Source organism: bacterium, from assembly GCA_040753555.1.
Classification (GTDB): domain Bacteria; phylum UBA9089; class UBA9088; order UBA9088; family UBA9088; genus JBFLYE01.
Window position 1 is genome coordinate 1 of the sequence record JBFMDZ010000049.1, and the last position, 13431, is coordinate 13431.

The 13431-nt window shown below is 38.0% G+C and carries 23 protein-coding genes; 7 read left to right on the top strand and 16 right to left on the bottom strand.

The genetic code is table 11. The features are described from left to right. Positions 1-259: 259 nt before the first annotated feature. From AB1630_05695 to AB1630_05710, 4 genes are all read right to left on the bottom strand, one after another. On the bottom strand, positions 260-853 hold the full coding sequence (locus AB1630_05695; GenBank protein ID MEW6103296.1) for an NAD(P)H-dependent oxidoreductase: 594 nt from the start codon (positions 851-853) through the stop codon (positions 260-262). Positions 854-1007: 154 nt separating this feature from the next. Further along, on the bottom strand, positions 1008-1625 hold the full coding sequence (locus AB1630_05700; protein ID MEW6103297.1) for an HAD-IA family hydrolase: 618 nt from the start codon (positions 1623-1625) through the stop codon (positions 1008-1010). Positions 1626-1706: 81 nt separating this feature from the next. Then, positions 1707-1976 (bottom strand): type II toxin-antitoxin system RelE/ParE family toxin, encoded by a 270-nt coding sequence (locus AB1630_05705; protein MEW6103298.1) that lies wholly within the window; start codon positions 1974-1976, stop codon positions 1707-1709. Next, complete coding sequence (locus tag AB1630_05710; protein MEW6103299.1) at positions 1973-2197, bottom strand: hypothetical protein; 225 nt, start codon at positions 2195-2197, stop codon at positions 1973-1975. The genes AB1630_05705 and AB1630_05710 overlap by 4 nt, the downstream gene beginning before the upstream one ends. An 882-nt stretch (positions 2198-3079) precedes the next feature. Here AB1630_05710 and AB1630_05715 point away from each other — a divergent pair. The 7 genes from AB1630_05715 (at position 3080) to AB1630_05745 (ending at position 8065) form a co-directional block, all read left to right on the top strand. Beyond that, the gene (locus AB1630_05715) at positions 3080-3244 is read left to right on the top strand and encodes a hypothetical protein (protein MEW6103300.1); all 165 of its coding nucleotides are present in this window, start codon (positions 3080-3082) and stop codon (positions 3242-3244) included. Between the two features lie 350 nt (positions 3245-3594). Next, on the top strand, positions 3595-3882 hold the full coding sequence (locus tag AB1630_05720; protein ID MEW6103301.1) for a BrnT family toxin: 288 nt from the start codon (positions 3595-3597) through the stop codon (positions 3880-3882). After that, positions 3866-4156 (top strand): CopG family antitoxin, encoded by a 291-nt coding sequence (locus tag AB1630_05725; GenBank protein MEW6103302.1) that lies wholly within the window; start codon positions 3866-3868, stop codon positions 4154-4156. Before AB1630_05720 ends, AB1630_05725 begins: the two co-directional genes overlap by 17 nt. After that, a complete protein-coding gene (locus AB1630_05730) occupies positions 4153-5586 on the top strand; it encodes a PQQ-binding-like beta-propeller repeat protein (protein ID MEW6103303.1) in 1434 nt (477 codons plus the stop codon). Before AB1630_05725 ends, AB1630_05730 begins: the two co-directional genes overlap by 4 nt. A 65-nt stretch (positions 5587-5651) precedes the next feature. After that, positions 5652-7058: a radical SAM protein gene (locus AB1630_05735; protein MEW6103304.1), complete on the top strand. Its 1407-nt coding sequence runs from the start codon at positions 5652-5654 to the stop codon at positions 7056-7058. A gap of 167 nt (positions 7059-7225) precedes the next feature. Beyond that, entirely contained in the window at positions 7226-7501 is a 276-nt protein-coding gene (locus AB1630_05740; GenBank protein MEW6103305.1) for a DUF5647 family protein, read from the top strand. A gap of 399 nt (positions 7502-7900) precedes the next feature. Then, entirely contained in the window at positions 7901-8065 is a 165-nt protein-coding gene (locus AB1630_05745) for a hypothetical protein (GenBank protein ID MEW6103306.1), read from the top strand. Positions 8066-8067: 2 nt separating this feature from the next. Here AB1630_05745 and AB1630_05750 read toward each other — a convergent pair whose 3' ends face one another. The 12 genes from AB1630_05750 to AB1630_05805 form a co-directional block, all read right to left on the bottom strand. Then, complete coding sequence (locus AB1630_05750; protein MEW6103307.1) at positions 8068-8307, bottom strand: hypothetical protein; 240 nt, start codon at positions 8305-8307, stop codon at positions 8068-8070. 8 nt (positions 8308-8315) lie between these two features. Next, positions 8316-8492, bottom strand: a complete 177-nt coding sequence (locus AB1630_05755) for a hypothetical protein (protein MEW6103308.1) — start codon at positions 8490-8492, stop codon at positions 8316-8318. Beyond that, complete coding sequence (locus tag AB1630_05760; protein MEW6103309.1) at positions 8489-8704, bottom strand: DUF5678 domain-containing protein; 216 nt, start codon at positions 8702-8704, stop codon at positions 8489-8491. Before AB1630_05760 ends, AB1630_05755 begins: the two co-directional genes overlap by 4 nt. A 152-nt stretch (positions 8705-8856) precedes the next feature. Beyond that, positions 8857-9429 carry an isoprenylcysteine carboxylmethyltransferase family protein gene (locus AB1630_05765; protein MEW6103310.1) on the bottom strand — a complete coding sequence of 191 codons (573 nt, stop codon included), beginning with the start codon at positions 9427-9429 and terminating at the stop codon, positions 8857-8859. A gap of 184 nt (positions 9430-9613) precedes the next feature. Further along, the gene (locus AB1630_05770; GenBank protein MEW6103311.1) at positions 9614-9799 is read right to left on the bottom strand and encodes a type II toxin-antitoxin system HicA family toxin; all 186 of its coding nucleotides are present in this window, start codon (positions 9797-9799) and stop codon (positions 9614-9616) included. Next, a complete protein-coding gene (locus AB1630_05775) occupies positions 9796-10020 on the bottom strand; it encodes a type II toxin-antitoxin system HicB family antitoxin (protein ID MEW6103312.1) in 225 nt (74 codons plus the stop codon). Before AB1630_05775 ends, AB1630_05770 begins: the two co-directional genes overlap by 4 nt. A 174-nt stretch (positions 10021-10194) precedes the next feature. After that, positions 10195-10587, bottom strand: coding sequence for a hypothetical protein (locus AB1630_05780; protein ID MEW6103313.1), 393 nt, complete (start codon positions 10585-10587; stop codon positions 10195-10197). Positions 10588-10741: 154 nt separating this feature from the next. Beyond that, positions 10742-11020: a hypothetical protein gene (locus tag AB1630_05785; protein ID MEW6103314.1), complete on the bottom strand. Its 279-nt coding sequence runs from the start codon at positions 11018-11020 to the stop codon at positions 10742-10744. A 379-nt stretch (positions 11021-11399) separates the two neighbouring features. Then, positions 11400-11840: a DMT family transporter gene (locus AB1630_05790; GenBank protein MEW6103315.1), complete on the bottom strand. Its 441-nt coding sequence runs from the start codon at positions 11838-11840 to the stop codon at positions 11400-11402. A gap of 107 nt (positions 11841-11947) precedes the next feature. Beyond that, positions 11948-12127: a hypothetical protein gene (locus AB1630_05795; GenBank protein MEW6103316.1), complete on the bottom strand. Its 180-nt coding sequence runs from the start codon at positions 12125-12127 to the stop codon at positions 11948-11950. Positions 12128-12140: 13 nt separating this feature from the next. Then, positions 12141-12599, bottom strand: a complete 459-nt coding sequence (locus AB1630_05800; protein ID MEW6103317.1) for a PIN domain-containing protein — start codon at positions 12597-12599, stop codon at positions 12141-12143. 98 nt (positions 12600-12697) lie between these two features. Continuing rightward, a complete protein-coding gene (locus AB1630_05805) occupies positions 12698-13204 on the bottom strand; it encodes a hypothetical protein (protein MEW6103318.1) in 507 nt (168 codons plus the stop codon). Between the last annotated feature and the right edge of the window lie 227 nt (positions 13205-13431).

Below are 13431 nucleotides of genomic sequence, written 5' to 3' on the forward strand. Positions count from 1 at the left end.
ATGACTATAAGGTAAGTCCATTTTTAGAACTGGGTTATAAACCAGAAAAAGATATAAGGATAAGTCTGGGGTATAACTTTATCCATTATCACGATGGCCAGATACCCGAGCTTGATTATTCTGCCTCTTCCCTTTATCTAAAAACAACGGGAAAATTTGGTTGCTGGTAGGGTAGTGGGATGGTGCAGATAACGATTAAGCTCACCTGCCCGAGCGATAGCCGTGGTCAGGGGAAGCGATGGGTTAGGCAATTGCTTCTTCATAGGTTCTTACCAAGATTATAAGCTTTTTTAAGGTTCTCTTGCCGATACATATCATCTTTTGGCATCATCCCTCCAAGAATTTCCATCCTCGCTTCCTTCACTCCTACCCCAAGAAGCCTATCATTAAGCATGATTTGTTTCATGCTCTCTGCAATTCCGGTTTCCTCGAGGTGTTCCAATGTATGCCCAGCCGAACAAATAACAATAGTCTTCTTGATATCAATCTTTGTGTATCGTTCCTCGTTCTTATCATAAAAGTAAGCATATCCATATGTAAGCACTCTATCGAACCAGCCCTTTAGCTTTGCAGGGCAATCACTCCACCAGACCGGATATATAAAAGCTAAAGCATCAGCCCTATCGATTTTTTCCTGCTCTATCTTGATATCTTTCGGTATGGGTGCTTCAGGGTCAAGTCCAACTTCACGTTCGTACTGATCAACATCCATTTCCGAGATAAAGTCCATCTCATATAAATCGCCAATCTCATAAGTGTGTCCACTGTCACTAAGACCTCGAGTAAATGCCTCAAGAACCTCTTTGTTGAAGGACTTCTTGCTTGGATGGGCAAAAAGAATATAAACGTGCATATGGTGCCTCTAAAATGAAATATTTATTGCCTAACGACGAGTTCAGCGGCGGCGGGGGGGATTGCCACTAAACTTTGTAAACACGATTACCTATTGAAATACTACAAAACTTTCAATCACGGCACAGTCCCTCGCCGTCCGCTGCAACGACTTGTTAGCAGATTCTTCTGGTCTTTTCCTCCAATTCCACAAATGACCTTATTCGAGCGTCAGGAGTGAACGTGTTCAGTTCCGGTGTTCTTTCAAAGTGAATGGTCTTGAATCCCAACGTTTTTGCTGTTCGGAGATTCTTGTGTCTGTCGTCGACAAAGACACATGAGCCGGCTGTCGCTTTTGCTTCCTGCAAGAAGATCTCGTAGATTTTCAGGTCAGGCTTTCGGTAGCCGACGAAACCACTAACCACGACGACATCGAAGAACTCAAGAGAGTGCTTCTTCATCAAGTAGACAGACCACTCGCCCACATCATTCGAGAGCAAACCGAGGAAGTATCGCGCGGCGAGCCTTTCCACGACAATGGGAAACTCCCTATCAAGCGTCAGGCACGTATCAAGGTATTCAGTTTGAATCGCCGGATAGTAGGTGCCCAGACCAACTTCGTTCCAGAATCGTTCGGAGGTTATCCGCCCCAGACTGGCCTCTATGTATAACTCGTTGATACGTTCCTTTGAGACTTTGTGACGCTGCTGAACAAATGGAACTAGCAGGTCATTCGTGTCATCTCCAACCTCAAAAATTACCCCCATAGCATCAAAAACTATCCATCTCTTCATAGTTGTCATACCTGCTAACGATTGAGTTGAGCGGCGTGCGTTAGCACGTCCGCTCCAACGACTTGTTAGGCTTTCGGATTCCTAAGGGAAATATCGATAAAATTCTCCTCTATGTAAAACCCGCATTATTTCAATAGTATCACCTTTGACTTCTATTCCCATGCGATAATTACTGATACGAATACGATAACGTTTTGGATGTCTCCTCATTGCTTTAACACCAGAGACCTCTCGTAATGTTTTAATCTTTGGTAAAGTTGTAAAAGCAAACTCAACAATCTGTTCATAAATGGGTTGTTTTCTTAACTTTTTAAGGTCTTTCAGAAATAATTCACGATACAGAACTTTCACCTTGACTCTTTCTCTAAATAAGCTAACGCTTCTTTGCGATTCAACAAAGGAGTTTTCTGAGCTTCATCCATTGCTTTGTTTAAACAGTAATCTTCCATTTCTTCAGATAATTCTTCAATAGAAATGTCATCTTTCGGAATTATCTGTCTCCACACTTTAATAGGAATTACAACCGCCTTTTGATGGCCGTTCTTGCCAGTTAAATATTCAACCTCAAACATAGATAATCATCCTCCCGTTGTAATTATAGTATATATAAGCCTAACCTTAGATTATACTGCCTATTGGCAGTTTTATATTACTGCATTATGAGTTAGGCTATTTATAGAGTAGCATAAATAAAATATCCTGTCAAGAAAAATTTTAATATCAAAATTAGAAAATACTGAAAAATAACATCCTGATATTATACTGCCTATTAGCGGTTTTTATTTTACTGCATTATAAATTTTTTGCCCCTGAATTTTATACCAAATCACATCTAGCCCTCTATCTGATCAGTAATAACCTTATCCTTGCCTTTAATTACAAACCCCTCAATAACCTAAAAACCTATGCCCAATATACCCGTAGTGACCCTTCTAATACTTCCATTAAGTCTATAGGTGGAGAGTTTAGCCTTCAACCCACTAATGGTTTAAACACCCAGGTAAAATGCAGTCATAATATAAGTAGTATAGAAGACAAGGGAGATGTTTCTCATTCTTCAAGCTCTGAGCTTTCCTTTATCGCAAACATTCAGCGCGAATGTGCTTCTGGCTTAAGCACTTATGGTGAGTATAGCTACGAGGCTAATCGGAATAAGGCTGGTCGCACTACTTTTTCTTTAGACTCTAAAATACTCATCGCTTTGGCCTACAGACCTCCTTATAATGATATACTAAAAAGCAATTGGTTTTCCAGTAATCATTATAATAAATCCCAATGCCCAAATCCCAATGACAAACAAAATCCCAAATCCCAATGACCAATGCTTAAAATCTGATATTGGACATTGGGGCTTGGACATTGGACATTTATTGGACATTTGGATTTGGATATTGGACATTATTAGTTAGATTTGGAATTTTCTTAAAAAGAATTTACTTAAAAACCAATTTTGTTTGGGTATAAATCCATTTATAGAACTGGGTTATAAACCAGATAGAGATATAAGGATAAGTCTGGGATATAACTTTATCCATTATCACGATGGCCAGATACCAGAGCTTGATTATTCTGCCTCTTCCCTTTATCTAAAAACAACGGGAAAATTTGGTTGCTGGTAGGGTATGTGTTTAGCTAAAGCTAAACATTGTAAATTGCAAAGGCTAGATTGCAAATTGTAAAATGAAAGAGAAATGTTGAAATTTTGATGTAGATTTTTTAATTTAAGAAAAAATTTACAATTTAAAATTTACAATTTAAAATTTACAATTAAACAAAGCGATTTCTGGCTCTTTAATGAGGAAGCTTAAACACATACAAGAATAATATTACCTTCTCTATGTCGGCCTCTTTCCTTATTTCCATATCTTCAGCACAAAAAATCCTTGACATCCTAATAACCCTTAAGATAATCTTTCTTAAAAATATTATTTACCCGTTATATTCCGTGAAGAGCCTAAAAATATAGCCAGTGAAGATTAAAGGCTACATCTGGCGTAGGGATGTAGTAGATAAGCTGAAATGGAAGCATCATATTGAGATAGAGGAGGTAAAAGAAGTTTTTAAGAAACATCCTCGTATAGAACGGATTGAGAAAGGCAAGATAAAGGGAGAAAATGTTTATGTGGCTTTTGGAAGGACAGAGAGCGGAAGATATCTTGCTACTTTCTTTATTTATAAAAAGGATAATCGGATTTTGATAAATACAGCTAGAGATATGACACAAAAAGAGAGAAATAGATATGAGAAAAAACAATAAAAAGGAAAAATTGCCAGAGGAGTTTAAATCCTTTGAGGATTTATCCAATTTTTGGGAAAATCATGATGTTACAGATTATGCAGAATATCTAACACCCGTTGAATACAATATTGCATCTTGTCCAACCCATGAATATGTAATTACCCTTTCTGATAGGCTGGATAAACTTATGCAAAAAGCTTATCAGAATGAAGGAATTTCAATAGAGACATTGGTCAATCTATGGGTACAAGAGAGACTACAAGGATATTCCTTAAAGAGAGAGGTTAAATGAAAAACGAAAGGAAAGGAGAAAAATGTAAGGAATGTGGGCTTTTTATGTCTGCAAAGTGCAATAGGAGGGAATTCTTAGAAAAAACAGGGAAGTTTATTTTGGCAGGTGTAGGCTATGAAGTCTTATCCCTTCTGCCTGTCTTGGGGAGTGAAAGGGTATTTGCAGAAGAAATCCCAAATCCTGTGAAATGGAAATATCCTACTGGAGGCAATGTGAATTCCTCTCCTGCAATAGGAGAGGATGGTGTAATCTATGTGGGAAGTTATGACAATTTATATGCCATAAACCCTGATGGAACGCTAAGGTGGGAATATGTTACTGAATGCAATGTGGAATCTTCTCCTGCAATAGGAGAGGATGGTGTAATCTATGTGGGAAGTTATAAAAATTTATATGCCATAAACCCTGATGGAACGCTAAGGTGGAAATATTTTACTGGAGACCGGATGGAATGTTCTCCTGCAATAGGAGAGGATGGTGTAATCTATGTGGGAAGTTATAAAAATTTATATGCCATCAACCCTGATGGAAAGCTAAAGTGGAAATATTGTACTAAAGGTGAGGTGTGGTCATCTCCTGCAATCGGAGAGGATGGTGTAATCTATGTGGGAAGTTGTGATAATAATCTATATGCCATAAACCCTGATGGAACGCTAAGGTGGAAATATTCTACTGAATACCATGTGGAATCTTCTCCTGCAATAGGAGAGGATGGTGTAATCTATGTGGGAAGTGGGGATAGTAACCTATATGCCATAAACCCTGATGGAAGGCTAAAGTGGAAATATCTTACTAGGGGCGGTGTGAAATCTCCCGCAATAGGAGAGGATGGTGTAATCTATGTGGGAAGTTGGGATAAAAATCTATATGCCATAAACCCTGATGGAACGCTAAGGTGGAAATATCTTACTCAAGGCAATGTGGCATCTTCTCCTGCAATAGGAGAAGATGGTGTAATCTATGTGGGAAGTTATAAAAATTTATATGCCATAAACCCTGATGGAACGCTAAGGTGGAAATATCTTACTGGAGGCGATGTGTACTACTCTCCCGCAATAGGAGAAGATGGTGTAATGTATGTGAGAAGTAGGGATAATGGTCTATATGCCATAGATGTGGCAATTGCAGGGAAAATGTGCGCACTTTGTATAGGCTGCACAGCAAGTTGCACAGGTTGCACAACAGGTTGCACAGTAGGTTGCACAGCAAGTTGCATAAAAAGCTGCACAGCAAGTTGCACAGTAGGTTGCATAACAAGTTGCACAGGTTCTTTTATATGTTTTTGGAAGTGCACAGTAAGTTGCACAGTAGGTTGCACAGGAGGTTGCACAGGTTGCACAACAAGTTGCACATATGGTTGCACAAAAAGTTGCACAGTAGGTTGCACAACAAGGTGCGTAATTTGCACAGTAGCAGGCCTGATGAGATGAGGCTGATGTGTAGGGGTGCACCGCATGGACAGCTATTTTTACATAACATTAGGATATAACTAAACATGACCCTCACCAAACACCTGATAAAATTTAGAAGAAATAACTCGCTTTTATTATTAAACGGCGGCCGGATTAAGCCTATCCTGATTGATAAGGGAAAAGAGCATATCTTAAGCCTTTTAGAGGATGTCAATAACATAAGGGATAAGAGGCTTCTTGAACTTTTGCTTTATCATAATATCATTGTTGAAGACAATGACAAAGAGGATTATCGGATAAAGACAAATAATCCTGAGGGTTCAAAAACATCAGGGCTTTCCCTTTATCTGCTTCTTTCCCAAGGTTGTAATTTGGGATGTGTCTATTGCTTAAACGGAGAAAAGACCTATAAAAAATCAGAAAACCTTATGATGAAAGAAGAGGTTGCCTATAGAGGGATTGATAAATTGTCAAAGGCAATAATAGAGGGAGGGAATCTTGAGGTTGTCTTTTTTGGCGGTGAGCCACTTTTAAACTGGCCATTAGCAAAGAAGGTTATCATTTATTGTGAGGATAAGGTAAAAAAAGGGCATCCGAAACTGCAAATAAAATATCATTTAACCAGCAATCTTACCCTATTACCCAAAGACCTGATTGAATGGGCAAAGAGATATAACATAACATTTTTATGCGATATTGATGGGCCAAAAGGGCTTCATAACCTCACTAGACCCTATAGAAATAAAAAAGGCTCATACGATAATATTGTAAAAAATATTGAAAAGATAAGAAGGGCTGGTTTAGAGGTTGCACTTCGCGCAACCCTAACCTCACATAATATGGATTACATAGAAGAGATTTCAAGGCATCATAAAGAAATAGGGGGTGCAGGCTCTGCATTTGTTTCAGTTAATGCGGTTACCTCAGACGAAAATATCTTGCCCAAATCGCTTTTACCTGACCCTGATGTAGTAGCAAAGGGGCTAAGGGATTTAGTAAGAAGCAATATTTGGGATAAGAAAAACATCTTTCCCTTGAATGGATACCTTGAAAGGATAAGACCAGACGAGAGGAATATATGGTGTTGTGGAGCACCACACGGAAATACGCCTGTTCTTGATGTAAACGGTGATATATATGCCTGCATTTATCTTGTGGGGATTAAAAGATATAAACTGGGCAATGTCTTTTCAGATGACGAATATCCAGACAAGAAGGTTGTAAAGATGATGCTGGAGGTTATAAATATAGATAATTCAGATAGCTGCAAAAGGTGTAAATTAAGGTATATCTGTGGTGGAGGTTGTCCTGTTGGAAGGTTCACAATAAAGGAAAATCCTAACGCCTCTGATGAGATAATCAAATATACCCACGATGTTGCCTGTAAGGTAAATAAGGCAATGATAGAAGAAGCCTTGTGGCATTATGCTGAAAAAGTAAGGGATGAGAAGGAAAATATTGGTAATTGTTCTTTTGTGAAGTGTAAATAGGTTGTTGGAAATTTGTTTCCATCCCCTTTTCAACATAAGTTCATTAAATACCTTGACTAAACACTTTGTTTTATGCTATTTTTAAAAAATGAAAAGTGGGTGAAACAAGTTTTATAGCATTTTTGACATCTGTGGTATCGTCAAAGATATGAAAAGGAGATGAAGCAATGAACAAACAGGAACTATTTGAGAAAAATTTAGAGCTTACCACAGAGTTTAACAGGTATGTTTTAGAGCATCCTGAACTTGAGAAGCGTATACCTAAGGATGCGATAGTGGTGATTCTACCTGAATATGATCGGGAACTGGCAGAAGAAAATCTTAAAATAGCAAAGGCAAGGAAAGAAAAAGAGCAGCCACTGGTGTTTGTGAAGGTTAAAAAACTTGCTCCTGTAAGAAAATCCAGATTAGTTAGACCTAAAGTAGAAATAGCCTCTGTTTGAAAGATTAACAAAACAGGCGCTCTTATGACTATTTGCTTAAGACAAAGGCTGATTCTATGGTAAGTATAGCTACGAGGCTAATCGGGGTAAGGCTGGTCGCACTACCTTCTCTTCAGACTCTAAGATACTCATAGCTTTAGCCTACAGGCCTCCTTATAGTGATATACTAAAAAGCAATTGGTTTTCCAGCAATCATTATAATAAATCCCAATGCCCAAATCCCAATGACAAATTATTGGATATTTGGATTTGGAAATTGGACATTTACCCCGTTAGGGGTGAATTGGACATTGGGGCTTGGACATTGGACATTTATTGGACATTTGGATTTGGATATTGGACATTATTAGTTAGATTTGGAATTTTCTTAAAAAGAATTTATAAGAAAACCAATTTTGTTTGGGTATAAGTCCATTTATCGAGCTGGGTTATAAACCAGAGAGAGATATAAGGATAAGTTTGGGGTATAACTTTATCCATTATCACGATGGCCAGATACCCGAGCTTGATTATTCTGCCTCTTCCCTTTATCTAAAAACAACGGGAAAATTTGGTTGCTGGTAGGGTTAGTGGGCTCCTTTTTCCTTTGGAGTAAAGTAAATCTTTAGCTCATCCTCATCAAAGTTTATCTGGAAGCGATTAAAAATATCCTTTCTGCCAAGTAGTCTTGGAACCTCCTCTAACTCTGCAAAAGCAACCTCTGCCGTAAGTTCAATTTCTCCAATCCTCAAGAGAATCTGATGGATGTATGTCCTTATTAAGCCTCCAGAAACTCCCCCAATAAGTCTCTCCCTTCCCTCTTTCAATTCATATCCTAATAGATTGCAGTCTGATCTTGTGAACAAACAGAGGTCTGCACCTGAATCAATATAGGGGTCAAAGAGATACCCTTTCCATCCTTGCCTTTAAGATGCACATAGGCTACTGGCCTATAGATTATCTCACCTTCTTTAGTCTTTTCCTTCCGATAGTAGAAGATGTAGCTTTTCATAAAACCAACAAACCTTCCTCTGGGATGAACCTTAACAACACTTCCTCACTTCCTTTTTGAGGAAGCTTTCTTCTGGCCATATCAAACGCCTCTTTGACATTACTTCCCCATCCCTCTACCTTGCCCTCGACTATAGCCACATGTTGCCCTGCAAACCTCTCTTCTTCCTCAACCCCAATATCAGCAAACTTTATTTCAACATCCTTTTCCATTTTTCATCCTCCTCGTATGTTTAAGTTTTTCCCTTGATGCCTAACGATAGAACTCACTTGCCCAAGCGAAACGAGGGTCAGGTGCAACAATTGGTTAGACAAAAATAGCTTTTATCCTTTTAACTGAAAATATAGATTTGGCCCTCTCTTTATTAATCACTTTCCCTCGATTTCGGTATTCCTATCCATCTTGGGGTCCTATTCATATATTCACGATAGATGTCGCCGTACTTCTCAAGGCAAAACCGTTCTTCAGGAATTGCAATAACAAACGAAAGAATTGTATATACAATCGAAAACAGTAGAAAAACCCACGAAGCCGAAGCTATGCCTACCCCTATAAACATCACCAATTGAGTGATGTATATAGGATGTCTTGAATAACGGTATAATCCTTTGGTAAGCGGTTCATTATTAATTGAGGTAGTAGCAAAAGTCACGATAGGTATCGTGTAGGTAATTAATCCTACTATAGAAATGGGAAGACCTATGTAGAACCATATCGTCCCTAACTGTAACGGCAAGAAAATAGAGTATATGACGGCAAGAAGCCAGATTATCCACATAACAGGATGGAGCTTCTTCTCAGTCTCGCTATGTGGCTCATGTACTTCTTTTGCCAGACCTTTATGAATTAGCATCAGTAAAGGCATTGGCAAGAAATAATAAAGCATGAAAATCCAGGCGTTCCATAAACCTATTTCAAAAGCTGGTATAATTGACATTTTCCCCTCCTTCTTTGCCCTGAAGTGAACATTTTGTCTAACCTTATATTATACTGCCTATTAGCAGTTTTATATTACTGCATTATTAAGTTATGCTATTTATAGAGTAGCATAGATAAAATATCCTGTCAACGAAAAATTTTAATATCAAAATTAGAAAATACTGAAAAATAACATCCTGGTATTAGGGCTTTGATATTCCAAGGTCTCTACAAATTTTATTCGACAAGTTCTGATCGATTTCTCGATGGCGAGGAATAGTAGACACTTTCTTTTCTCTCCGGTTGACATATACCGTGTGATTTCCACCTTCACGCAGAAATTCGCATCCATGATTTTCAACATGACGGATAAGATCTCGTCGTTTCATACAGTGATTGTTCCTAATGGTTCCCTTATTATTTCTTTCCCGAAAATATCCTCTTTTGCAAGTTGACGATTAGCTTCAATAACCAACTGAATTGCCTCAATTAAGTTCATTTTGGCCTCTTCCAGAGTCGCTCCCTGTGTGTTAGCACCAGGAAGTTCTTCTACATACCCGATATATCCTTGCGGAGATTTCTCGAATACTGCCGTAAGTTTTTCCTTCATAATGTTCCTCCTTATTTTTGCCCTAACCTTAGATTATACTGCCTATTGGCAGTTTTATATTACTGCATTATTAAGTTAGGCTATTTATAAAGTAGCATAAATAAAATATCCCGTCAAGAAAAATTTTAATATCAAAATTAGAAAATACTGAAATATTATACTGCCTATTATAGGTTAATCAGATGGGGTATTATAAACCAAAGGAGGGATATATTTATAAACCAGACCTGCCTTGTGGTAATCAGTAATAGCTGATATTTTTTCATATTGCTCAAGTATATCCCTATACTCCTCCTTTATTTCATCTGGTATCTCTTTATTTACATCTTTAAGCATAACCCTCTTCCTTCCACTTAATTGCCCTTTTCCTACCTGAAGCCATAGCCTATAATCATTGGAACTATTGTTGCTCCAGATCTCAATAATCTTACCCTCCTCATCTATATTTATCTGTCTAGTGGGCATTATACTTGCCTCAATGACTTGTAAAGCAGAGGCTGAGGTAGCTGCATATCCTCCCTTTAACAAACCCATGATAACTATTCCTCCCAAAAATCCTCTTAACATTTTTCAATTATTTTAAAGACAAATCCCCCTTTTTGTCAAGTTTTTTGAAACTTGTAGTTACAATAATAAAATTTGTAGAGACCTTGAAATACCAAAGCCCTACCGACTGAGCTCACCTGGCCGAGCGATAGCCGTGGTCAGGTGCAACGATGGGTTAGGTGTTCCCTTTCACAGCTATATCATGTTTCGCCTCAACGAAAGCAACTTCTTCTATTTCGATACGCTCTCGAATAATGCGCATAAGCCACTCTTCAATGCCTGCTTCTCTGTGCAACCTAGCTAAGAAAGCTGCCCGGCCAGCAATCTCTGCAGGGATAGATAAAGAAGTTGGCTTTGTTTTACGAACATGAATGGGTTCTTCCCATGCCGAGTCGTTATCAGCTTGTTCCGCTACAATTTTGTCAATTTCCTCTTCAGAAAGTTTCTTTTTCATTGTTCCTCCTTTTTAAGTTATATTGGCCATCCTGTGATTATACGGATGATATTCCCCGGTTTGAGTTGAAAAATAATTTTGAGCTTACGTCCCCCGATACTTCGTCCTATCAGTTGATAGCGATCACGGTATCGCTTGTTCCGCCGCACTTCATAGTCAGAGAAGAAGCATTCCACAGCCTCCTCAAATGTCACATGGTGTGCAGCAAGTTCATCCTGTTCAAAATCATATTCAAAGTCCGATGGTTCGAAACGATGCCACTTAACCACTCGTTTATTTTACTCCATTCACCTCAAATATCAAAATAACACCTAACGTCCGAGCTCACCTGCCCGAGCGAAGTGAGGGTCAGGTGCAGCGATTTGTTAGACAACATTCCCTACTTAAGTGAAATTACTGCTCCCATGACTACTAATATTGCCCCAATGATTTTTTTAAAGGTTATGGTATCCTTTGGAGATTCCAATACTCCAAAATGACTTATTATCATTGCCATCAGTATTTGGCCAGCCATTACAAGTAGAAAAAACTTTCTTGCTCCTATTTTGGGGATAAGAAAAGTTGTCCCAAGAACCATCAAAGCAGCTCCAAGCCCAGTTAAATATAAGTATGGTGGAACCTTCTTAATATTAAAGACTGTTTTATAATCTCCAAAGAAAGCAAAGATAAAGATGGAAGCTATAAAGGCAACCATAAAAAATGATATATTTGCAGTAATAGGAGATCCTAAGTATCTTGATACTGAGCTATTCATCGGTAGATATATCGAAATTATTACACCGACTAAAAATGCAAGCATTATGTAAGATATTATCTGCATGGTGTTATCCTTTTCTCTGTCTAACGATCAAGCTCAGCCGGCGGAGCGTAAGCGAGGTCGGCTGCAGCGAAGGGTTAGGCAAAATAACTCCTTCTTTGTGGCCCATTTTATGTATTCTTCTCAAGAACCTTCTTTGCTTTTCGCTTAATGTAACTCACAAATTCCTTTGATGTCATTCCTTTGGTCTGCTCGTGAATTCTCAGCCGTGCATAATGCACTTCTCGAAGAGCAGGATCGTAAGGAAAATCTTTATTAACCTTTTCCCAGAGCTTATCTTCTTCTTTCATACGTCCCATCTCCTCACAATAGTTCTGCAGGCGTTATTATTTCCAAATCTGGATAACCTGCAGAGGTATTAACCATATTTACTATCCTTCGAGTTTTAACCTTAACAATATGGTCAAAATTCCAACTCAAAAGATAATCAATCTCGTTTATTGTAGAAATAGCAATATGGAGCGCATCCTCTGAATAATCGGAAGGAACAGCTTCATGCTTCACATATTCATCAGCTAAGGTTCTACTTTCTTCATCAATTGGCAGAATCTTTAAAGAGACCGTTTTCTCCCTAAGCTTATTTCTTAATTCTACATCTTTGGTGTCATCAATTTCAGCCAAAACTACCTCAGATACATAGGACTCAAACATTTCTATCTTCTTAAAGAAGAGCTCAGTTAGAGATTGCCTTTCGGGGTTTCTTTCATCAAAATATGCCGAGATTACGGAAGTATCTAAATATACTTTAATTTTTCTTTTCATCCCATCATCCTTTATTTGCCTAACGACTGAGCTCAGCCGCCGCCTTTGGCGGTCGGCTGCAGCGATTTGTTAGGTGAAATATGTCACGGCCATGCTACTTATTTCTTGTGACCATGTTTCAATTGGTATGCAGGGCAGTCATGATTCTGGTAGCAAAACTGACAACCATATTTTACCAAAACTCTTTCGCTCAAGACAAATCTAAAGACTATGAACACTACTACCAAAATTAATATAATGACTGAAAAATTACGAATTAGAAGAAAAACACCACCAATTACAGGTAAAATCCAAGTTAATATTGCAGGAATAATGTATTTAATCTTTTTAGGAAATTCTTCATTGTCTCCTCTATCAAAGAACATTGATGCAACTTTTCCATAGCCAATAGTGCAAGTTTTTCCATAATAGTAGCAATACTTACACCTAAACCGCATAATCCAAGCTACCATTAGAGCAGAGTATATGAGGTATGAGATGACTACCCACTTTCCGAATTTCACTAATAATAGGACACCAATACCCCAAATTACGATCTCAAATATATTTCGTAGAATTATTATCGTTGCTGGATAGTTTTCGTAATATTGATTTTGATCATTCATTGCTTTGCACCTAACCTTAGATTATACTGCCTATTGGCAGTTTTATATTGCTGCATTATTAAGTTATGCTATTTACAGAGTAGCATAAATAAAATATTCCGTCAAGAAAAATTGTAACTATTCACCCTATAGGGAAATAAGGAATGTATATGTTTAGATAATGTTAAGGAAAATAATGAAGCCAAAGAATAAAAATCCCAATGTCCAAATCCCAATGACAAATGAAA